At 45.3% G+C, this 22,991-nt stretch carries 17 protein-coding genes; 6 read left to right on the forward strand and 11 right to left on the reverse strand.

The annotated features are described in order from the left end of the window. Nucleotides 1-334: 334 nt before the first annotated feature. A complete protein-coding gene (locus L4D12_RS15545) occupies nucleotides 335-976 on the reverse strand; it encodes a LysE family translocator (RefSeq protein ID WP_428448759.1) in 642 nt (213 codons plus the stop codon). 239 nt (nucleotides 977-1,215) lie between these two features. Here L4D12_RS15545 and yidD point away from each other — a divergent pair, with 239 nt between their 5' ends. Further along, nucleotides 1,216-1,584 (forward strand): membrane protein insertion efficiency factor YidD, encoded by a 369-nt coding sequence (yidD, locus tag L4D12_RS15550; RefSeq protein ID WP_428448760.1) that lies wholly within the window; start codon nucleotides 1,216-1,218, stop codon nucleotides 1,582-1,584. Nucleotides 1,585-1,671: 87 nt separating this feature from the next. Here yidD and mltC read toward each other — a convergent pair whose 3' ends face one another. Beyond that, nucleotides 1,672-2,799 (reverse strand): membrane-bound lytic murein transglycosylase MltC, encoded by a 1,128-nt coding sequence (mltC, locus tag L4D12_RS15555; RefSeq protein WP_428448761.1) that lies wholly within the window; start codon nucleotides 2,797-2,799, stop codon nucleotides 1,672-1,674. Nucleotides 2,800-3,009: 210 nt separating this feature from the next. On the opposite strand from mltC, the gene L4D12_RS15560 reads away from it, so the two are divergent. Both L4D12_RS15560 and L4D12_RS15565 read left to right on the forward strand, forming a co-directional pair. Next, nucleotides 3,010-4,071: a succinylglutamate desuccinylase/aspartoacylase family protein gene (locus tag L4D12_RS15560; protein WP_428448762.1), complete on the forward strand. Its 1,062-nt coding sequence runs from the start codon at nucleotides 3,010-3,012 to the stop codon at nucleotides 4,069-4,071. Between the two features lie 302 nt (nucleotides 4,072-4,373). Next, the gene (locus L4D12_RS15565) at nucleotides 4,374-6,329 is read left to right on the forward strand and encodes a CHASE3 domain-containing protein (protein WP_428448763.1); all 1,956 of its coding nucleotides are present in this window, start codon (nucleotides 4,374-4,376) and stop codon (nucleotides 6,327-6,329) included. 94 nt (nucleotides 6,330-6,423) lie between these two features. Here the strand turns inward: L4D12_RS15565 and L4D12_RS15570 are convergent, their stop codons facing one another. The 4 genes from L4D12_RS15570 to L4D12_RS15585 all read right to left on the reverse strand — a co-directional run bounded on the left by L4D12_RS15570 (nucleotide 6,424) and on the right by L4D12_RS15585 (nucleotide 10,324). Next, complete coding sequence (locus L4D12_RS15570; RefSeq protein ID WP_428448764.1) at nucleotides 6,424-6,918, reverse strand: YcxB family protein; 495 nt, start codon at nucleotides 6,916-6,918, stop codon at nucleotides 6,424-6,426. Nucleotides 6,919-7,759: 841 nt separating this feature from the next. After that, nucleotides 7,760-8,221 carry a MarR family winged helix-turn-helix transcriptional regulator gene (locus tag L4D12_RS15575; protein ID WP_428448765.1) on the reverse strand — a complete coding sequence of 154 codons (462 nt, stop codon included), beginning with the start codon at nucleotides 8,219-8,221 and terminating at the stop codon, nucleotides 7,760-7,762. Further along, nucleotides 8,218-9,261: a DUF2955 domain-containing protein gene (locus L4D12_RS15580; RefSeq protein WP_428448766.1), complete on the reverse strand. Its 1,044-nt coding sequence runs from the start codon at nucleotides 9,259-9,261 to the stop codon at nucleotides 8,218-8,220. Before L4D12_RS15580 ends, L4D12_RS15575 begins: the two co-directional genes overlap by 4 nt. A 13-nt stretch (nucleotides 9,262-9,274) precedes the next feature. Further along, nucleotides 9,275-10,324 (reverse strand): HlyD family secretion protein, encoded by a 1,050-nt coding sequence (locus L4D12_RS15585; RefSeq protein WP_428448767.1) that lies wholly within the window; start codon nucleotides 10,322-10,324, stop codon nucleotides 9,275-9,277. 202 nt (nucleotides 10,325-10,526) lie between these two features. Between L4D12_RS15585 and L4D12_RS15590 the strand changes: the two genes are divergently transcribed. After that, on the forward strand, nucleotides 10,527-10,877 hold the full coding sequence (locus L4D12_RS15590; protein WP_428448768.1) for a RidA family protein: 351 nt from the start codon (nucleotides 10,527-10,529) through the stop codon (nucleotides 10,875-10,877). A 128-nt stretch (nucleotides 10,878-11,005) separates the two neighbouring features. Here L4D12_RS15590 and L4D12_RS15595 read toward each other — a convergent pair whose 3' ends face one another. Beyond that, nucleotides 11,006-12,190 carry a DUF1963 domain-containing protein gene (locus tag L4D12_RS15595; protein ID WP_428448769.1) on the reverse strand — a complete coding sequence of 395 codons (1,185 nt, stop codon included), beginning with the start codon at nucleotides 12,188-12,190 and terminating at the stop codon, nucleotides 11,006-11,008. Between the two features lie 67 nt (nucleotides 12,191-12,257). Then, on the reverse strand, nucleotides 12,258-14,450 hold the full coding sequence (yccS, locus tag L4D12_RS15600; RefSeq protein ID WP_428448821.1) for a YccS family putative transporter: 2,193 nt from the start codon (nucleotides 14,448-14,450) through the stop codon (nucleotides 12,258-12,260). A gap of 213 nt (nucleotides 14,451-14,663) precedes the next feature. On the opposite strand from yccS, the gene helD reads away from it, so the two are divergent. Continuing rightward, nucleotides 14,664-16,796, forward strand: a complete 2,133-nt coding sequence (gene helD, locus L4D12_RS15605; RefSeq protein WP_428448770.1) for a DNA helicase IV — start codon at nucleotides 14,664-14,666, stop codon at nucleotides 16,794-16,796. 21 nt (nucleotides 16,797-16,817) lie between these two features. Here helD and L4D12_RS15610 read toward each other — a convergent pair whose 3' ends face one another. The 3 genes from L4D12_RS15610 to torT form a co-directional block, all read right to left on the reverse strand. Further along, a complete protein-coding gene (locus tag L4D12_RS15610; RefSeq protein ID WP_428448771.1) occupies nucleotides 16,818-17,798 on the reverse strand; it encodes a zinc-binding dehydrogenase in 981 nt (326 codons plus the stop codon). A gap of 240 nt (nucleotides 17,799-18,038) precedes the next feature. Then, the gene (locus L4D12_RS15615; protein WP_428448772.1) at nucleotides 18,039-18,500 is read right to left on the reverse strand and encodes a methylglyoxal synthase; all 462 of its coding nucleotides are present in this window, start codon (nucleotides 18,498-18,500) and stop codon (nucleotides 18,039-18,041) included. A gap of 238 nt (nucleotides 18,501-18,738) precedes the next feature. Continuing rightward, a complete protein-coding gene (gene torT, locus L4D12_RS15620) occupies nucleotides 18,739-19,803 on the reverse strand; it encodes a TMAO reductase system periplasmic protein TorT (protein ID WP_428448773.1) in 1,065 nt (354 codons plus the stop codon). A 145-nt stretch (nucleotides 19,804-19,948) separates the two neighbouring features. On the opposite strand from torT, the gene torS reads away from it, so the two are divergent. Further along, nucleotides 19,949-22,939, forward strand: a complete 2,991-nt coding sequence (gene torS, locus L4D12_RS15625; protein WP_428448774.1) for a TMAO reductase system sensor histidine kinase/response regulator TorS — start codon at nucleotides 19,949-19,951, stop codon at nucleotides 22,937-22,939. Nucleotides 22,940-22,991 lie beyond the last annotated feature (52 nt).

Genomic DNA, 22,991 nt, shown 5'->3' on the forward strand with positions numbered 1-22,991 from the left:
CCTGTACACGTTAGTCAGCAACGAACGCTTTGATGTATCATTGTTAATATATATGGACAAGGCTTGTAAAATTCAAGTTCCCCAAGCCAGAAAAATATACCTGAACGATCTCATAGGAACAGATGAAGATGACGAGATCGCTTGGGTATAATCTATGCGATGTTACTCTAACTATTGTCTGAGCAATGTAAGTCTTTGTCAGGAAAAATAAACAATTGTATCTATAGTGATTGAAGGATAATCGTATGGTAAGCAGCATAAATAATTAGCGCGCCTATTGGCGCGCTAATAATATGATTTTTAATTGCATATTTATTTGAATCAGCTATTTCAATTAGCTAATTGAAGGCACTTGCGAAGCTAACAACCAGATAGCTAGAACAAAGAAAATAAAGCCCATAAATTTGTGCTGGTTGGTGCGGAATTTTTCATTTTTTAGCAACGGTTGGCCAAAGCTGCCGACCATTTTTACTAAAAATAAATTAAACAGTAACCCCAATACATTGAGTAATAAACCGAGTACCAGCATTTGTTCGCCGGAGCTAGCGGTAACGTGTGTTGAGACAAATTGTGGCAGAAATAGTACAAAGAAAATCAACGCCTTTGGATTAAGCAGGTTACTGAATACTGCACGGCGATACAGGGTTGCAGCCAAACTATTGCTTTGTTCGAGCTCTGGGGCATCTGAAGGTGTGGTGCGCATGCAATCCCAGCCCATTTTAAGCAGATAAGCACCGCCCAATATGCGTAGTACCTGTAACGCAATAGGGTTCATTGCAATCAGCGCAGAGACCCCCATGGCGGCTAACAAGGTTAAGATTAACCCTGATGTCGCATTGCCCAAGCTGGCAAATACGCCCACTTTTTTTCCGTAGCTTAAGCTCGAGCTGGCAATGAGTAACATGTCCGGGCCAGGGATCAGTAACAGGGCAATTACAGCGGTAAGGTAAACAGGCAATACGGCAAGATCAATCATGGTCACAAGTTGGTTGAAAGCAAAGATGCGGGATTCTAACGGCTGATGCAGTGAAATTGAATAGTTTTGTTCTCTAGTGTGGGATATAAATCTGACTTGTTGCGGTTATGTTTGTTGTTTGTGTTGAACACTGGTGGTGTGAAGTCACTCGCAGATATAATTATGCTCAAGTAGAAGGTAATCGCGTTATTGCATAATGGTATTTTAGTTGCCAGTTCTGATTTCAGATAATCCATATTATGCGTAAAATAGTGGTGTATTTAATTTGTTGTTATCAAAGATATCTATCGCCATATAAGGGCTTTCGATGTGCCTACGGTTGTTTACATAGCGGTGATTCATGCTCTGAGTCGATTAAAAAAGTGATTGCCGAACAAGGGGTTATAGCCAGTATTCGGCCTGCAAAAATGCAATTTCAAGCCTGTCATGATGCCTATGAGCAACTATCCCTTCAGGCAGAGCGTTCACGAAAAAAGAAAAGGAAACGAAAGGTGCTTGATTCCTGTGATTGTGTGCCGTGGGATTGCTTGCCGATAAATAAGTGTGAACTGCCAGATTTACCCTGTGACTGCTCATTCATCGGGTTTCGCAGTAAAAAAGGTGAGTAGGGTCGGTACGTAAGCCCCTGTGATGTCATGATTAGAGTATCACTGGGGCTTAATATTTAACGGTTAGTCAGGCTGAGAATGGATACATCACAGCTTGCCGTCATTGAAGTCTTTTTGGAAATACAGCACTTTTTGCAGATACCGCCGCGCTTCGCCTTTAGGGTGCTGGGTGGTTAATGCGTCATAAACTTGTGTCGGTTTGAGGCTGTTTAATTTCACCATCGCTTGTTTGCGATCTTTATGGAAGGTCGATAATACACCGCCTGTACCACCGTTATACGCCGATACCATGCTAAAATGCAGTGAAGTCGGGTTCTTGACGTCACGGAGGTATCTATTTTTTAAAATATAAAAATAGGCGGCACCCGTATCGATATTGTTGGCTGGGTCAAACAGGTACTCCTTGGTTGGGATCCCAGGCTTTTTCTTAACTAAGTTGAATACATCCGCCCCAGCGGTTTTTGGGATCACCTGCATTAAGCCGTAGGCACCTGCATGACTAACCGCATAGGGATTAAAACTACTTTCTGTTTTAATAATGGAATAGATTAAATCTTCTGATAACCCGTAGCGTTTCGCCGCATCGCGGATCAGGTGGGCATATTGGTATTCTCGTTGACTAAGGTGATCTTTCACCATGTCAATTTCAACGTAATACGCTTTTCCACGCTTGATCGGTTTCTGTTGCAGTTTGTTACTAATTAAGTAGTCAGCAAAACGGTTTGCCCGCCACTGCCATTCAATAGGCTTGCCATCTTGATCGACCACTTGTCCTAATAAAAAGGGCTTACCCGTCAGAATAACGTCTTTATCGGTAAAGAGCTCAGCATCTTTGGGATCGGCGGGCATCAGCAAGGTTTGAACGACTGCTTTTTGTAGTTTTTCCATCGGCTGATGTTGATCAATGGTTGATACGTATATTTTGCCCGTTTCAAAGTCGATGTGTGCGCGAGTACGGTAGCCATCAATGTATTTCACATAACGGTGTTTGCCCGCTTCAAGGTATTCGTCGTCCCCCCATTGCTTTTTAACATGCTGAGCAAGGTAAGCATATAATTTACCAATCGCTTCTCGATCATAAGTCGGCTGGTGTTCTGCTGGTGGCTTTGGGTCGTATATAGGGGGATCATTGCAGAGACAAGATTCAGCAGACGGAGGTTGCTGGGCGCAGGCTGATAACATTAAGCTGCTGAGAAGTAGAATTATTTTCTTCATATAACCTAGGAAAAAAGAGTTCGCCATGAATGTCGGCAGAGGTGCGGATCATAAGTGAAGCGGGAGATTGGCAGAAATAAATAATTTTCATCATGACAATAAAATTATTTAGCCATTAAAGCAGATCAGGAATTTAGCTTATAAGGTTATATTAATGATAAATGTTAAATAAAAGCATTTCTAGTCGTCAAAATAGAAGGAATTAAACCGATGGTCAAAAAAACAATGCAACCACCTTTTGAGCTTGGTGGCATTACGGTGCAACCCGGACAGCGTGGCAACTGTGAACTAGAGATTGCTCGTCTATATACTCATTCACCGTTATCTGTTTCAGTTGATGTGCTTCATGGCAAATTTCCCGGTCCGGTATTATTGGTTAATGCTGCGATACATGGTGATGAATTAAATGGTGTTGAGATCACCCGGCAAGTCATTGACAAAATAGATCTAAATAAGCTTCATGGAACCGTTGTCGCAGTCCCTGTGGTGAACGTTTTTGGGTTTATTCATAAGTCACGGTACTTACCTGACCGTCGTGATCTTAATCGTTGTTTTCCTGGCTCAGAGCGTGGTTCAATCGCTGGGCGTATGGCTTATCAATATTTTAACCAGGTGGTACGCCGCTGTACGCATGTGGTGGATTTACATACTGCAGCAATTTATCGCACCAACTTGCCCCAGATTCGCGCTAACTTAGATAATGAAGCCGCCAGAGCAATGGCAATGGCTTTTGGATCACCGGTTGTTGTTGACGCGACGTTGCGTGATGGCTCGCTGCGTGCAGCGGCAGAGGAATTTGATATTCCCGTGATCACCATGGAAGCGGGTGAAGCACTCCGTCTTGATCCCCATGCAGTCGGTGCTGGCGTGAATGGCGTGCTGCGTGTGATGCGCCACCTAGAAATGCTGCGAACCGGCTATAGCAAGAAACTGCCTGAGCCGATGGTACCGCGTGCTACACGTTGGATTCGGGCCGATTCTGATGGCTTACTGCGTTCGCATGTTGCTCTTGGTGCTAAAGTTGATAAAAATCAGGTTATTGCGACCGTTAGTGACCCTTCTGGCAGTAATGAGGTGACAGTGATCGCCCCGCAGGGTGGCATCGTGATTGGTCAGCAAACGTTGCCATTGGTGAATGAAGGCGATGCCATTTTCCATGTTGCTTTCTTTGAAGAGCCCGATAGCTTAGTTGAAGAGCATGTTGAGTCGTTTCTCGATGATGCCATTGAAGTGCTTGATGATGATCTGAAATGGGGCATGGCAAGCGCATAAGCAAGTAGCAATAATAAGGGAGACGAGAGTTTCCCTTATTTATACAGTAATAAATCCTGTTATTTTATTTAGTCTTTAACTTCAGACAAAACCATTAATCATAGTCTAGAAAATAAGATGTAATAGAGATTGATTCACATTCTTTGATTTTATTGTACTTCTGTGTGCCACTTCTCATTAATTGATATTTTGTTAATTGGTTTATAACAATTTTTAAAAACAAAAACCAAGCCTAATAAATTTCATACACTACTATCAATGATAGGAATTTATCTATTTATTGATTGGTTGGGGGATGAGGAATGGAAATCTCTAATATAACAATACGAGGCCGATTGTTGGCCAGTAATGCCATTATTTCATTGCTGCTGATTGGATTAATGTTTGTTGTTTATAGTGCAATTACGACTATGGGTAAAACATCGCACTGGGTCGCACATACTCATGAGGTAATTGGTCAAAGTAAAGGATTAGTCAACTCGATGGTTAATCAAGAAACGGGATTACGTGGTTTTACAATTGCGGGGCAAGATGATTACTTAGCGCCCTATATTGAGGGACGTGCTGACTTTCAACAATATCTCACAACCGTAAAGCAATTAACCCGTGATAACCCCGCTCAGCAGGCGCGCTTTGATCAGGTCGCAGAGCAAGCAAAGAAATGGCAAGAATATGCAGGATCAGTGATTGCTCTTCGTAAAGAAATCCGTGATGGTGAAGCGATTAATCATCAATTAAAGGCGCTTATAGATTCAGGCATTGGAAAGCAGAAAGTGGATGATATACGTGCCGAGATTGCATCAATGGATCTGGGAGTGATTGGCGATGAAACGCTTGATGCCATAATTAATATGCAAACTGGGCTAAGGGGATTTTTACTTAACCATCAAGAACGTTATCTTGAACCCTATAATGATGGCAAAGCCATTATTGTTGATAATTTACCTATCATTCGAGGAACTCAACTCGCTAATAAAATACAGTCATGGATAGATGATTATGCTGAAGTCGCGATTAATTTGATGCGCGAAGCCAATCAGTTTAAAACAATGGCAGATCTGTATGTATTTATAGAAGGGGACAAAGGTAAGCAATACATGGATAGCTTGCGCGCGAAGGTTGAGGAGATCGTCAATGTTGAGTTGAACTTGATGAAAACACGTGATGCCGCAGCCCGTTCATCCGCAGATTTTGCGAGTAAGGCCATTCTGTTTGGTGGCGCTATCACGTTATCATTAACCTTTATATTTGCTTACTTTACCTCTAGAAGTATTGTTCAGCCGATTGATCGAGCGGTGATATTGGCTAAGAAACTGGCCGCAGGAGATCTCCGAGTAAAAGTAATCAATGCTGGTAATAATGAAGTGGGGGCATTGCTTAATGCGATGCAGACCATTGCCGATAACCTAAAGCAAATGATCGGGAGTATAGCTAAAACCAGTGAGCAGCTCAGCGAATCCTCTCTTCATCTGAGTACCACGCTCGATCAGACCGGTAATGGTGCCAAAGAGCAGCTTAATATGACAGATCAGATCGCAGTGGCAATGAACCAAATGTCGATTTCCGTACAAGAGGTGGCGCAAAATGCCATTTCGGCAGCACAGGTAGCCAGTGAAGCGGACCAAGAAGCTCAGACTGGGATTTCGGTCATTGAAGGGACGATGGGTAATATCGATAAGTTGGACAGCGAAATTAACCAGACATCAAATCAATTGTCTAACTTAGTTGAAGAAACTAACAATATAGGGAAAATCCTTGATGTGATTGGTGGTATTGCCGAACAAACCAACTTATTGGCATTGAACGCTGCTATTGAAGCGGCACGTGCCGGCGAGCAAGGGCGAGGATTTGCGGTGGTGGCGGATGAAGTGCGAGTGTTGGCCAAGCGCACCCAAGAGTCAACCACTGAAATTCAAAGCTTGATTGAGCGTATTCAAGGCGGAACGCAAGACGTTGTCGGTAGCATGGCGCAAAGTACAGATTTGCTACAATCAACCATCTCTTCGGCGGGTCAGTCAGGCGAGGCGTTCAGTGCTATCACTCAGTCTATTTCTAAACTTAATGACATGAATACACAAAGTGCCAGTGCTTCAGAACAGCAAAGCGTAACGGCGGAAGAAGTGAATAGAAACATGTTGACCGTTAACAACATTTCTCAAGAAAGTTTTGACGTTACGATGAGTGCTGTTGAGTCCTGCAAGGAGCTGGCGCGGTTATCTGAAACACTGCATGAAACTGTCAGAAAGTTTAAGATGTAACACCGTAACACCGCAACACAATAGAGTAACGAATCAGGGAAGCCACGCGGTATCGGCTTCCTTGTTATTACCTCTATTGTTGCGCGCATTGACGTTAGTTCATTTTTGATACAGCGTGCTGCTCTACCATGAACGCGATCACTTCATCATTTAAGCACGATTTACTGACATATTGCCGCTGTTTACCCATATGAAAGATAAAACCTAAATCGCTTTGTTGAAGTTGGTCGATTTCACTCCAGGCGATATTACGGGTGTTTTTACCGCTTTTATAACTCACACCGTTAGAGTCAACATGAAATACTACTTTGCTGCCAGAGCTCATGCCGAATGATTGTCGCCATAACCACCAGGTTCTCTTAAAATAAACACTAAGTGCTTCAATAACACTCAATACGATAAAGAACCAACCAATGTAACTGTTTGATAGTAGATCGAATTTTACTAAAATCCCCCCAAAAAGCAGAAAAATCATTCCTTTTAAATAGGCTTTTGGAAATTCAGCAGGGCGGCTAGTTTGATCATAACACTCTGCAAAAAATGCCTTATCGAGAGAGTATTCTGTGGTGAAATCAAAATTTTTAGACATATGTGGCTACTTTGAGGTTTTCTGTGAATGAGTATTCCATGCTGCGGCCTCGCAACTCGAGCGATTGTATCGCTTCTTGGTGCTTTTCTTTAGCTGTTTTGATCCTCTTTTGTAAATCAATAATACCGACAGGGTCTGCTCTCACCATAGCTAGTTTGCTATCCAAATTGGTATTAAATGATTCATCAGTCAGCTAAAAATCTAGGCGCTCTGTAATGTTAAGTATACGTATGCATCTTAATTTGAATTGATTAGCTACTTTGCTAATATATGGATTCCTATACCGAACACGACAGAATTGCTGGGTGATCACAATGTCAGTAGTAACTAAGCTGACTCGCTGTTGGACAATTCTGAGTTACGAGGTGCCAACTGTGAAAGTTCTGGGTAATTTCGTGTGACGAATGGAAGTAACACACCTCATAGTGAGTCATGCTGATTTTTTGTTCTTTCTTTTTGCGTCTAGGTATTCTTGATATTTCTTAGAAAACCACTGATGTAAGTGCAGTCCTGTGTTTTTCTTTACCAAGTACGCGATGAACGCCAAGACCAACATACCTATAACTGTACCCATGATGCTCACCTATTTTAAACAAAAAAACTAATTAAACAGTATGTTAAGCAGCTTATATGAATTGTGATATTTACTATAAATATAGTTTTATCTTAGCTAAAGTCAGCGATTTTGATACTGATTTGTTTAGAAAAGGCTGAGCATTGATTTTTGGTTTGTTCAAGTTCAAATTATGTTTCAAATCAATCAACGTAGCAAATTTTGGGGCAGAAGCGTTTTAGAACCATTGCACTATCTCATTTCTGCCCCAAAACGCTTTTGGTGTCATTAATCACTGCCAAGCAGTAAGTCTCTTTGAATCAGCTTGCGGCATAACTGGTGCAGTAGCGTTATCTCACTGGTATCAAGAGGCGCGAAAAACGCATTAGTAATTTGCTTTAGCCGGCAGTCGGCTTGTTCTTTAATCTCTCGTCCTTTATCGGTGATCGTCAGATACCGCGCTTTTTTATTGGTGTCACTTTTGTGTGCTTCTAATAATCCACGTTTAATGCAGTTATCAACCAGTCGTTTGGTGACAGAACGTTCACGGCGCAGTGATTCAGCCAACGTCTGCTGTGGTACTTTCCCTAAATGGATCAAGGTCCGCATTGCACCGAGCATCTCAAGAGAAATATCAAATTCATCCAGCAGAGCTTGGCTGGCAAGGGTTCTAAATTGTTTATAGGCCAGCCCCATGATGAAAGAAGGGCTGTTATCAAGCTCCGGAATCGATGTGATTGATTGAGTCATGCGTTACCCCTGATGGTATTTTTGTCTTTGTGAGGTTGTGTTAATTGATGACAAATTAACAAAATAATTAGGGTTACCGTTAATTCCCATGCCCGCAGGAAAGTGTTCTCCAGCCCTAAGTCAGTGCTACTCATGTAGAGCTGGATCGGTAACAAGGTGGCCAGCAGAGCATCAGCATGAATGTCTTTTTCTGTTCCCTCGGCATTGGCCATTGAGTATGCCAGCAGATAAATCAATCCCCCGAGTCCGAGAGCATAGAAACCAATGACATGCTGATGGCCAGCCATGAGTAGGGTAAAAATAACCGCAATGGCACAGCCGCCAACTTGGGTTAATAATCGACGTTTTACGACCAAAGCGAAGCTGTCTCGATTCTGCTGAATCGCAGCCGCTACCACTGGCACCATACAGAATGTGGCCGAAATCATATCAACCATCATGAGAAAAGCCAGCCCCGAGCCAATTAAACTTAAAGAAACCAGTCGGTTCTGATAACTGACCGGATGTGGGGTGAAAACGGGGGGCGGGCCTTTTCTCGCGATGGGAAATAGCGCAACCATGATTTTCGCCATAATAGCGGTGATAAGCATTGCGAGGAAAATTTCATGAATACGTTCTGGCATGTTCATGGTGGTGTGTTGCGAGAACACAATGATTAAAATCCAATTGAAGGTTGGCATTAACATTGCGCCCTGCTTGGCTGGGGTGGTTGCACGACGGCGCAGCTGATCAAAAAAGATCAGGCTAATGGTCCAGATGATAAAGGGGTGATCCGCAAAGATCTCTGACACTACCACTGCACAGGATGCGGCCATTAGGGTTGGCAGCAAGGTTTTTGCCAGCCCATACCAAGAATAATCTTTGCCCTTGGTCATGATGATCGTGGGGTAAAGAGCAAAATAGACGGGTGAGCTGAAATCAAAGAATTTGCCGATCAACATGCACAGTGTCACGGTTAACGTCACCCGAAGTGCTTCATTTAAGCGAGATTGTTCCATTAAGCGAGACTGTTTCATTAAGCGAGAGTGTTCAATGGGCATCGGGAGTCTCTCGTTAGTAAATATAACGGAATAGTGCAACCAGTTTGATCCAGCAAGCACCGATGATATCGAGCACCCCATTGCCATTTTCCACCATCGCACTGGCGCGTGAACCTGAAATTAATGCCGGATCGAGGTGGTCAACATGGATGCGGGTCCGTATTTTTTGCTGCTCGCGGATCCAGCGGCTGTCGTTGGTGACGCTAGAGAGTTGATTGGTTGGATTGGACGCATCGTAAATAGCACGATCTTGATTAATGATTTCACCATCAAAAACTTTGCCTGGCAGGGCATCAAAACTGATCCAGACTGGGTGACCGGGCTGCAAGTAAGCGATCCCTTTTTCATTGAAATCGGCACTTAACCAGCTATGACTTTCGCTGACCAAAAATAACGCCACACTGCCTTGGGTAATATACGTACCAGCCTGTAGTTGTAAGTTACTGACCGTGCCATCGGTTTGTGCCAGTACCTGCGTATGGGTCAGGTCGAGCTTGGCACTGTCGAGCTTTGCTTGTGCTAATTCAATAGCAGCATTGGTGTTGCCACTGGTCAGTTCTGCTTGTAATCGCTGTACGTCGGCGTGCGCTGCTTGTACGGCTTTGTTTGTCACTTGGGCGTTGAGCTTTATATCATCCAGTGCTTGTTGGGTGCTGAGGCCTTTTTTTCGCAAAGCAGTATAGCGGGCTAATTTTTGCTGGGCATTATTGGCTTCCAGTTGGCGTTGTGCATGGGTTTGCTCTGCCGCATAGAGTTCTTGTTGCTTCGCGGCAAATGACTCTTTCGCTTGCTGCAGTTCAGCTTGTGCTTGGCGAACGGCAAGCTGATAGCGATGTTGATTGATGGAAAAGAGCACATCTCCCGCTTTAACGGTTTCACCATTTTTTACATTAACCTGTGTAATGACCCCACTGACTTCCGGGGCAATATTCGCCACTGCGCGGTACATCGTGGCTTGCGTGGTAAATGGTGAGAGATTATCGGCAGTGATCAGGAATAAGGAAAAGCCGATGGTGATACTCAGAACCGCATAAATGGCGTATTTATAAACACTTTCTTTCACTTTGTTACCCATACAACAAAATACAGAGGCCGTGATTATAGTATTTTTTGTTGTGTATGCAACAAAAGTTGTGATCTATTTCACCTTTCCTATGTATCACTGCAAATTATGGTGGTCGTTGGCTTGAGCTTTACCATACGAAACGGGCAAAACTGCGTTATTATATTGGCCATGTACAATTGCTCTATTTCTAGGATTTACAATGGATATTCAACGTATTAACCCATGTGCTCGTTGGTCTGACGTGACTATTTTTAATGGTATCGCTCACTTTGTTGAAGTGGCAGACACCGATACCAGTGCCGATATGGCCGGTCAGGTTCAGCAAGTACTGAGCCAAGCGGAAGCGACGTTAGCACGTGCAGGCAGTGACAAGTCTCGTCTGTTGTCTGTGACTATCTACGTAACCGATTTCGCTAACTTTGCAGCGTTGAATGAAGCGTGGGAAGCATGGTTGCCGGAAGGTTGTGCACCAAGCCGTGCGTGTGTAAAAGCAGAATTGGCTGATCCAGATTATCTTGTTGAGATTGCGTTTGTCGCTGCAACAAAATAACCCTGTGAAATGATGGGCTTACTTATTACAGCACAGTAATCTGTTTCCCCCTATGTTATTTAAAGAGGACGTTTTAATTGATGTCCTCAATTTTCATATCAGGGGGATGCTATTCATTTGGACGGGATCTAGTCGGGACAATATGTGTGCGTTAACTGTCGCCAGTCAGTATCATCGCCACGTAACGCATCAGCAGGCATGCTGTATATACTGCTACCCGTATCGCAGTACATAATGTTCAAAATAACGATATGGTTATTAGGCAAATAGTCTTCTGCATAGTCTTCAATCCGAGGCATTAATCCATACCCATATTGTAAGTCACAATAAAGATCAGGATCGCATTGCTCACCAAGCTCACTTAAGGCGAGTGCTATTTTTTCTTCACTATTCGGCAACTGGGTATAGGATTTCCACTGTATTGGATACAGGTTTGGGGTGCGAAGATTACGTTCAAATCGGGTTGGAATCAGCCATGTGGCCTCTAACGCCCTGTCGCTGTGTTCACTCCAGTCAAGAGATGCTAGTTCTGCATCGGTCCAGTACCGCGATTCACACGCATTAATTGGGTCTTCACCTTCTTCCGGTTCAGGAATAAAAACTTGTAATAGTCCTTTGCTTGGTAAAGAGGGGTTTAGCCCGTTTAATTCCGCGAAGTTAATCTGAAATGCCAGTTTCAGGTCTGCATTATTGACTAGTGATACGGGTAGCGCTGATTCAGGCAACCACGGTGACCCGATAATGCGGCTTTGAAATTCATTGATATATTCGCCTTGTAACATGCGAAAACCAATATTCAGATCATCAAAATGCGTGGCCAATTTCATCAGTAGCTGTTGGTGATGTAGTTTGCTGGCAAACTCGTTATGGTAAAAAGCCGTATTATGTTGGTATGGGTTAGTTAAGCCTTTATTTTCAAACTTTTCGAGTAAGAGTAAGTAGGGTTGGGCTAACCGTGTTTTTTCCTCAATATCTTCGATATTACAGTGATCTGTCGGAATTAAATTATCTAGTCGCTCCATCATATTGTTGGCGACAGTGCGTTGGAAATATCCCTTGGGTAGATCAGGACTATAAGGGTAGAGGCTGGTTTCTTTTGATGGATCAAATCCAGATTGGTTTATCAACCATGTTACGACATCGAGATTCGGTGAGGGTTTGGCAAAGACATACTCTAAGGCGCTACGGCCATTGCTATCACGCTCATGTAAATCTTGCCCGGCATCGAGCATGGCTTGCAATGCGTCTCGATGTTCAGCAAATTGCGTATTTGATTTGATTTTTTTTAAAAGCCAAAACCACTCTTTTAACATAATTAACCTTTCTTATTATGTTTATAAATCCATATTGAGATAAGACAGAACGTCGTAACAAGGGAGATCAAGTGTCTTGTTTATCTTCTGCTTTTTCGGGTTTGCGGGTGCGGGCCGCCAGTTTATTCGCTAACGAGTGCAGTTCTGGCAGCATGCGTTGAATAAGGTGTAATTGCTGTAGCACCATTCGGGTTGAGGTGCAATCTTCATCACGCCATTGCCCCAGCCGCTGCTCTAAGTCACTGTCTGATTCAGGTGCCTGACTGCACAGGTTGCCATCTAGCTGTTCGGCTAAGCATTCTAAATGCATGTGAATTTGGCGGTGTGCCTGCGCGACCAGATGGTGAGTACTTTCATCGTCGAGTTGAGTGCGGTGGGCACCCAGAGCGGAAATATAACCCAGCATGGCATGGTTGATAGTCAGAAACCGAAAACATTCATCGGTTGCCATTCGATACCGGCCGGGCTCTAGTAACATATTACTGATAGCGGTACTTAATTGCGCATCGGTATTATGGGCATTGCGACGCGCAATACGGTAACTAAGGCTATCTTTTTTGCCAATTCGGTATTGACCGATGATTTGAGCCAGATAATCGCGGTTGGATCGAATCGCCGTTGCCATTACATTGTGTAATCGGCGGGCTTGCCAGTCAGGCAGGATAAAGCTCACGGCAAGTACGGCAAGCAAGCAGCCAAGGAGCGTATCGCCAAGGCGCGGCAAAATAACCGCAAATCCTTCACCAAGTTGGTTAAAACAAAGCAGAACCAATAAGGTGATAAACATGGTCGCCATGCCGTAATTGGCAGTACGGAACGAAAAAAATAGCACCCCTGACATGACCATCATGACTAACTGACCTTCCTGACCCGGGAATAAGTACAGTAACGGCATACCAATCAACAGGCCGGCTAGAGTACCGATCACCCGCTGCTTGAGTCGCAGGCGAGTCGCGCTGTAGTTAGGCTGGCAGACAAACAAAATGGTTAGCAGAATCCAGAAGCCGCGCTCTAAATCTAATGCAAGAATACAGCCGTATCCTACCGTCAGGGCGATAGCCATGCGCAGGGCGTGACGGAATAGCATTGAGCTGGGAGTAAACTGACTGGTGATGCGTTGCCAACGCTCTTTCATACTGCGCGCTTCGGTATCATCGAGCTCGGTATCAGTGTCGGTTTGTGCCGCATCAGGGTTACTGACGTTCGACAGCTGACGTTCAACGGTTGCCAGATTGTTGAACAGATAATCCAATTGGCTAAGAAAGATGCGCCATTTGGGGTTGTTCTGGTTTTTTAAATACCACAGTGATTCTTGTAGTTCGTCCAAGGCGCGAACACTTTCGTCTCCGTGGCTATAGGGTTTACCCATGGCGAGCGCGTTGGCTATTTCTCGACAGGCATCAGCCTGACGGGATAACAGGCGCTGAAAACGGAACAACACATCACTGCGTTGAAACTCGAGGGCTAGCTTTTGATAGCGATAATGGGATGAGCTGGCGCGTTCGTGAATATCTTGCGCCAGAAAGTAGATTTTTAGAAATTTATCACCCGTTGCATTGGGTTGTCCCCGTCTGGCACGGTGCAGTAACGTTGCTTTGGCATTATTGAGTGCGGTAACAACCCGGGCATTTTTACTGGCCGCCTCAAGTCGCAGAGGTTGGGGCTGCAGATTGGCAATAGGTTCAAATAGCTTACTTTTACTGTCCAGATAATGGGCAAATTCTAGAAACACACCAGCCAGACTTTGTTGCACGGGCTGGTTTGGCCACAAGATCTGCCATGCCAGAGAGAGTACGCCATACCAAGTTGCACCACCGAGTAGCAGCATGGGCTGGTACCAAAGATTGGTGCTCTGATCTGCTCCCAGCATGGTATAGACGGCCAGCAGTAATGATGCAAAAGCAATGCTGGCATAACGGGCTCCCATGGCGCCCAGCATGATAAAGCCAAACGTTGAGCAGAATAAGCCGACGGCAAACAGTACTGGGTAGGGAAAGAGGATTTCGATTGAAAACGCGGCCACCACAAAACAGATGAGGGTGGTGATCAGTGCTTTAATACGTCCGCTCAGGTTGTCATCGGTTTCAGCCAACGCAGAAGCAATAATACCAAGCACCAGTGGTGTTACTTCAGAGGTGGCATTAAAGTACCAGCACGGTAGGGCAACACCAACCAGTGCAATAAACACTCGAATGCTGTAGTTAATACGGTCGTTTGCCCAATAGCGGCGCAAAGTGAATTGTAGGCGGCTAGTCTGCATTTTCATTCAATCTTTCTGGTGAGGCGCTAAAGATAGCAAACTTCGGTTATCAAGAGATATAAATCCTGGGAAAAAAGCGGATAACCTGATTATTTAGCAGAAATTTTACGCAAAAGCGCCGGTGAGCGCTATGGTCAAAAAGCAGTTCTTGATACTCTAAGGCCGTTTATATTCTGCCCTAGCGATATCATGCGATCAGCATTGGCAAGGTAAGTGAAAGTAGATTTACCCAATAGCGTAACAAATAAGTTTGGTGACATGATGCGTTTAACAGCAGGGTGGTTAGCCCAGTGGTTGGCCCAAGGTGATTATTGCAGTATTGCCTTAGGTGAGAATTGCCTGATTCTTGATAGTCAGACAGAAACAGAAGAGATCCCTTTTGATGACTGGGATGGTGCCATTGCCGTGCATCGCGGGGTTCTTTGGGGCAGTTTTGAGCTGACATCCGCTGATCAAGCGTATATTTGGACAATCCATGGCTTACCTTGGCAACATTGTAAGGCTTTTGCCAACGTGTTACTGGATGCCTATCGTAACTGGGCGCAGGGGCGGGTCGAAAAGCTGGATGCTTTACTGCCAGAGATGCTTGCCCATATTGACACTTATACCGGGCAAAAGGGCTACTTGCGCGACTCGGATCATAGCCAATTGCATCATTTCCTTGATCAGTCGCTAGCCTCGACAGGGCTGACGCGTGAGTTGGCGGCGTCGTTTCGTCCACTGGCATTTGAAAAAGTGGCACCATGGTTAGATGGTAACGGTGAGTGGGTAGATACAGTAAATGAACAATGGCTAGTAAAAGAAGCAGAAAAATGGTCATCGTGGTTTGACGAGTGTGAGTCATCGCCGCTTAATGCTTCTCAGCGTGAAGCAATATTGATAAACCAAGATCATAATTTAGTGTTGGCTGGCGCAGGCTCGGGGAAAACCAGTGTATTGGTTGCACGAGCCGGTTACTTAATTGCTAATCAACTGACCCTGCCTGAACAAATATTGATGCTGGCTTTTGGTCGCAAAGCGGCAGAAGAGATGAGTGAACGCTTGGCCATCAAGGTGAATGGTAACGTGAAGGTTGCCACTTTTCACAGTTTGGGAACCCAAATTATCAAGGCGGTGGAGGGGGAGATGCCCCGCATTTCACCCATCACTCTGGATGATAAAGCGCGGGCTGACTGGATAGCTCAAATGTTGATTGAGCAATGGGAAAGCACAGCCTCGGCGAAGCGTTGGCAAAAACACTTAGCGCATTGGCGAATTCCTGGGGTTAAGTCTGATAATTCGATGGAAAAACAGGCTCGTAGTGAACAGTTAGCGAATTGGATATGGCGACATATTGAATTAATAGGCCAGCGTGGCGGCAATAAATCACAGATTTGTGAGAGTATCGAACAGCATAATAAAGAAGAAATTCGGAACAGGATGAAAAGTGAGCTGGCATTATTATGGCCTTGTTATCGCGCTTATGAGCAACATCTGAAAACGAATAAATACATTGATTTTAACTCCATGATCCAACGGGCAAGTGAGTATGTTGCGGAGGGGAAATTTATTCCGCCATGGCGCTTTATTATGGTGGATGAATACCAAGATATTTCACCGCACCGCCTGAGCTTGATTGAAGCGTTATGCCAGGCCAAAGGGGGCGAGATAAAGCCGACATTATTTGCGGTGGGGGATGACTGGCAAGCGATTTACCGTTTTGCTGGGGCTGACGTCAATTTGACGACGGGCTTTGAAAGCCGATTTGGTGCCTGCCATATTACGGAGTTAGATACGACTTATCGTTTCAATAACATGATCGGTGAAGTGGCTAATACGTTTATTCAGCAAAATCCCAATCAATTGAAAAAAACGCTGACCAGCTTTAAAAAGCAAAAACGTAAAGCAATAACCTTGCTGTGTCAGGATCTGATTGATCAAGAATTGGCGCAATTGGCAGCGCAACAGAAAGAGCCGGTGACCACCCTATTACTAGGACGAAATAACAACCAGCGGCCAGAAAAACTGAAGCACTGGCAAACCAAGTGGCCACAGTTGGGGCTGACATTCATGACCTGCCATGCCAGCAAGGGGCGCGAAGCCGATTATGTCTTTATTCTTGATGTCAATCGCGGTGTTTTTCCCGCGCCAGATCGGGATACTGGGTTGGCTGCTTGCTTGCAAGCACGCGGTGAGAGCTTCGCTGATGCCGAAGAACGTCGCGTATTTTATGTGGCATTAACGCGGGCGAAGAAACAGGTATGGGTCTGTGCGGATCCTGAAAAACCATCGTCATTTGTGAATGAGCTGATTGATGACGGCTCTCCTGTGATGAATAAGATCAAACGCGTGAAAGTGAAGAAATAGAGAATATGGCTCTCTTTGAGATTACGCCATCGTGACCACCAGTTTGCCACTGTGCTGCTGGGTTTTCAGGAGTGTTAACCCAGCGGCGAGTTGGTTGAAGGGGTAGATATGATCCACCATGGGATCCAAGGTTCCGTCACTGACCCGATTGGCCAGTGCATTACCGATATTGGCAAGGTGCTGGACATGTTCAATATGGCCGTGGGCATAAGTACCATGCAGAGCAACTTCGTGCAGGCTTAAGGCCTTTGTCGTTGCCAGCAAAGGGACTTGATTGAATTGATCCGCAACCATGACGATGTGGCCGTTGTAGCGGATCAGTGCGCTCATGACACTGCCTGACTTGGCAGACACACAATCAATAACCGCATGGACTAACTTGTCTTCAGTGAGCTCAATCAGCCGCATGGCGGTATTGTCGGTTTGCGGGTCAATCACCTCGTCGATACCGTATTTGAGTAAACGCGGGTGATGTTGGCTTTCGGCTATCGCATAAACGGTCGCTCCTGCCTGTTTGGCTAGTTGTGCTGCAAACCCGCCAACGCCCCCTCCTGCGCCCGTGATGGCGATACTCTGACCGGCCTCTAGCCTGAGTTTATCATGCACAGCTATCCAGGCAGAATACCCAGCACAGGGGAGGGCTGCCGCGTCTGTGAAGCTAACGCTATCTGGCAGGCGACTCACCGCATACGCTTTTGCAGTGGTAAATTGGGCGAAACCTCCAGCCGTACGAGGGTCTAAAAAACACATGACTCGATCACCTGACTGGAAGTGATGAACATTTTTGCCCACAAGCGACACGGTGCCAGCAATATCTAAACCGATAACGTGAGGATATTGCCAGGTCGCATAGCCCCAAGAGGCCAGCTTATAATCGATAGGATTAAGGCCGATGGCTTTGACTTGTATACAGATTTCATCTGCTGCAGGTGTCGGTTTTACGGCCTGGGAGAGGGACAAACTGCTAATCCCTTCTGGCTGAATTAATCTCCATGCTTTCATTGGCCACTGCTCACTGGGTAGATGTTGTTTTTTTATTATCCAATTAACCATAAACCATATTTGCAGCTTGGCGTATTGAAATAATGAGAGACTAATCAATGAAACCGAAAATGAGAAAATACGAGGGGTAAGCCATGTGGGGTGAGGGTGGCTCTGCATAGGGTGGCTAAGAATGAAAAACCCTGCATATTGAGGTAACTGGGGTATGCAGGGTCGAAGAATGTACTTGAAGGCTGTGGGTTATTCGCCCAGACGTTCGTGAAGATAGGCTTTGTAATCGGGTATCTCAATATCCACTTCTTCAGCAAGCATGGGTGACGAGATCATAAAATTCGCACTGGCTCGGTTTGTGGCAACAGGAATATTCCATACCGCAGAGATACGCAGTAACGCTTTGACGTCTGGATCATGAGGTACGGCATTAAGCGGATCCCAGAAGAAAATCATCATATCGATTTTTCCTTCAGAAATAAGCGCACCTAATTGTTGATCTCCCCCCATTGGGCCACTGAGCAAACACGTTACATCTAGCCCTGATTTACTCGAAATCAGATGACCAGTTGTGCCTGTGGCATACAAGGTATGCTCTTTGAGTTTGTCTTTGTGTTCTGTCACCCAGCGTAGTAGATGGGTTTTGCAGTTGTCGTGGGCAACGAGTGCGATATGTTTATTTGTTTCCATTGTACGCGTGGTTACGTGCATCAAGAACTCCACTTAGAGACGAGGTAGCAGGGGTGAAAAACCTTATCCTCTGGATTGCCGTGTGAGGCAGAGCAAGCACGGGATACGAGAATGAGGCTTGCGTATAAGTACCAGAGCTGACTGAAGATGTACAAAAAAATATTGCGAAATCAAAGCGAGCTAACATATTTTCAGTTTAGTCTGTTAGGCCGCTAGTCAGTATAAGCGGCCTAGCATGGTTTTAATGCTGTTGTGATTTTTAAGGGACGTTGAATACGGGACGAAATTCTGCTGGCGACAGGGAATCGGCAATGACCGCTTCTGGCAGATGTGACGGAGTCAGGCCTTCAACAATGGGGGCCAAGTCACGTTGTAGTGGTTTATGCTCTAGGTATCGGACCGCTTGATCGACCGACAGCATGGCTTGCTGCGCCATTTTGTCCGTCGGGGCAAACAAGATCTTATTACGCAGCAGACCGCGGTAGACCCCATGGCTGAGGTAGGTCGAAACCAGATCTATATCGTGACTCTTTCCGGCTGTACGCAGTTCACTGATGGCGACTTCAGTCGCGACAGCACCGCCAACGATGTAGTCGATATGGTGACCTGAAGAGAATAGTTGGTGGATCAAGTTACGTTGCAATTCTTTACTATTATCAGCCCATAGCGTGGTGACGATATTAATATCGCTGTTAGCCGTAGCATCAATGAATCCTTGTACGACCGGCTTGGTTCCGCCTCGTTTGAGTGGACCAGGGAGCAAGGCAATATTCATAATCCCGCTATCTCGTGGGTGGCGTTTAGCGAGAAACTCCCCTGCTTTATATCCCATGTTGTACCAGTCGATACCGACGCGGGCAATAATGTGTTCCTTACTGTCGGGATCTGAATTATCAAGGTAGTTGATAGTTGAGAAAATTGGAATATCACCCGTTAGTTGGCTGAATTTACCGTTATACGCACTGCTATCCACAGTGCCCAGAATAATTGCATCGGCTCCCCATTCTCGACATTCTTCTAATTGGCTTTGTTGTTTGTCGAGATTCGTGTAGCCGCCCGCTTCCAACACATTGAGTTGTACACCCAACTGTTTAGCGTGTTCGACCATGCCGTAGTCAATCGATAACCAGTAGGAATCCCTGAGATGGGGATAAACGGCACATAGCTTCCATGGCTTACTGGCCGTTGTGAGAGGTCGATATTGAATGACGGTTGCTTTTTTATCTGCACTGAAAGGTGGAGTGTAAGTCAGGATCTCTACGGCATTCGCTGACTGGCTGATGCCAGTGAGTAACAGTAGTGCCAGAAACCATTTATTTATCATGTTGTAACCAATTACCTTAATATACAGGCCGTGAATCCTGCATCTTGATGTTGCTTGTGTATATAATACCATTTTTACGGTTTTCTGTTAGATTCCACCGTTATACATTTTTAATTTATACCCCTTTTCGTCGTGGTTGTTTGATATGACATTTACACCCAGAGGTATTGGTCAGAAGTTGCTGATCGCTTTTTCTATGATGGCCGGCCTGATGATCATTGCGGTAGTGATTGGTGTCGCTGGTTTTTCGTTGGTGGCTAAAACTGAGCGAATAGTGATCAATTCTGCCGTGCCCGCATTGGCGGAGGCTCGCCATCTGTCCGACCTCAGTACTCGAATTATTTTTAATGCGCAGGTGCTGACAAAATCAAAGGACGAGCAAGAGCGCCTTCGGCAAGGCCGATCACTCACTATTCATATTCAGTCGTTGAATCGCAGTTTACAGGCTCTGGACAAATATTCCTTTGATCCTAAATTGATGGGGCAGCTGGAAACTGACATTGAAAATATCGTCAACAACCTTGCCATGCAAGGGGTGCTGGTGGGGCGAAAGCTGACACTGGTAGAAACTGTTGCGGCGATGAAAGACAGAATGAGTGCAGCCACGCTAGACATTGATTCATTGTCTCAGTCGCAGGTGTCGAACGCCAATGCGATTGCGGTTGCCAATGTGTCACGCATTTATGACTTGGTTGAGAAAGGGAATAATCGAGCAGTATTTAATGCATTAGATAGTTTAGTTGAAGTTGACATGGATTTGAGTGAGCGCCTGTTCGAGCTACGCTTTTTGTCACTGCAGGTGATTAACATGCTGGATGATAGCGATCAGGTGTTCACGATAGAGCAACTGAAACAGTTAAAAGCACGTTATAACTATGCGGTGTCTGTGATCCAACAGCGGGTAAAGTCAGTTGAAGATCCCAGCCGGTCAAAGCAGTTACAGGTATTAGCAATCGAATTAAATATTGGTGGTCGCTATTTTAATGCACTAGAAGAGCTGATGCATGCGAAGCAGGACGTTGAACGCATGGAGCAGAAGAACCTAGTGTTATTTCAGCAGTTGAATCAAACCGTCGATGACATCATCAATGCTGCGAATGATGGTACGCAGCAGGCCATCACGGAGGTAGACAATACCCTGACAGTAGCACGTAATAGCTTGATAGCCATTTCTGCGCTGGGCATGCTAGCACTGGTAATGATTATGTGGCGTTTTGTTTATGCCCGAGTGATCAGCCGAATTAACGATTATAGCAAGGCATTGATGTCACTAGCGCGTGGTGATCTTGATATTCGGTTAAATACTCAAGGGGATGATGAGTTAGCTCAGATGGGACGGGCGATCATGGTCGCCCGCGATACGGCTTATGAGCGGTATCGGTTGACGGAGGTTGAATCAAAAATTCGACTTGAATTACAGCATCATAAAACCAGCCTAGAGCGTTTAGTCGCAGAGCGCACCAGCCAACTGGAACAGGCCAATAACCAGCTTAATCAGGAAGTGAAGAACCATGCCAAAGCGCGGGTAGAAGCGGAACAGGCCAACCGTGCCAAGTCAGCGTTCCTCGCGACCATGAGCCATGAAATCCGTACTCCGATGAATGGGGTATTGGGTACGGCTTCACTGTTGGCGGATACGGGCTTAAATGCGAAACAGGCCAATTACCTTCAGGTGATCAACCGCAGTGGTGAAACTTTACTCGATATTCTTAATGATGTGCTCGATTATTCGAAAATTGAAGCCGGGCATCTGGATATTCGAACCAGTCACTTCTCATTGCCTGTATTGGTGAATGATGTCAGTAATATGCTGTCAAGTCGGGCTCTGGCGAAACAGATCGAATTAGTGACTGAGATTGATGATAACGTAGCGGAATACTGGCGAGGGGATGCAACCCGGATTCGACAAGTATTGGTGAACTTAGTCGGTAATGCCATTAAGTTTACCGAGCATGGACAGGTAACTGTATATATTAGCGCCTCAGCTCATGCTCCTGGACGATTGCATTTTGAAGTCGAAGATACTGGCGTTGGGATCCCGCATGATGAACAGCAGAGCATGTTTGATGCATTTAAACAATCCAATGAAGGGCGTCAAACGGCAGGTGGTACTGGCCTGGGTCTTGCGATCAGTAAACGGATTGTTGAAGCAATGGGGGGTGAAATTGGCCTGACCTCGGAGCCCGGTGAAGGTAGCTGTTTCTGGTTTACTTTGACGCTAGAGCTTGGAGAGCAGATCCCTGCGCTTGAGGTGGTTGAAAAAGAGAGTATTCCGTCGGCCCACATTCTGCTTGTTGAAGATAATCCGGTGAATAGTCTGGTCGCGGAAGGCTTCTTACGTCGCCTTGGGCACACTGTCGTTGTTGCAGAATACGGTAAACACGCTGAAGAACTCTATCAGCAGCATGCGTTTGATCTTGCATTACTGGATATCAACTTGCCAGATACTGATGGTGTGACCTTATTAGGTCAGCTTCGACAGATAGAGGCCACATCTGCCGTGCATGCGGATCATCGACCGACCCCGATGGTGGCTTTCTCTGCACACGTATTCAGTGAAGAAGTTGAGCAATATCTGAATTCAGGTTTCTCTGGCTTTTTACCTAAACCATTAGTGGAGCATCAGCTCGAAGCACTTATTGCACGCTTGTTGGTGGGAGATAACCGAGTAAAACCATCCTGCAATATTGCCACAAACGGTATGGATCAATGGATAATAGCCGAAAGTGAAACAAGTGATGAACCAATGTGTGGTGAGCCAATGTGCGATGAGACAATGAATGATGAAGCGGTGGTGTTGGATGACGCAGTACTGGGACGAGATTTAAGCGTGTTAGGCGAGGATATGATTAAGAAAATCATTATCTTGTTCATTGACACATCCGGTGAAACCTTAGCAAAGCTATTACTCGCGATTGAACACGGTAATCTGGCTGATGTCGTCAATCATGCCCATACCCTAAAGGGAGCGGCAGGCACCATGGGGTTAATGCGGTTGCACTGCGTTTGCTTAGCCTATGAGAAGGGCGCGAAAGAAGGGGATATTGATCATCTTGAGCCCACTGTCTTAACGGATACTTTTGAGGCTTCTAAGCAAGCATTACAGGTGACCTTTGCCGATATACTTAGTCTGTAACCATTATCAATAATTTGGATAAATTAAAAGGCGGCTGATATTCATCAGTCGC

Source organism: Photobacterium nomapromontoriensis (assembly GCF_050336815.1).
In the GTDB taxonomy this organism is placed as follows: domain Bacteria; phylum Pseudomonadota; class Gammaproteobacteria; order Enterobacterales; family Vibrionaceae; genus Photobacterium; species Photobacterium nomapromontoriensis.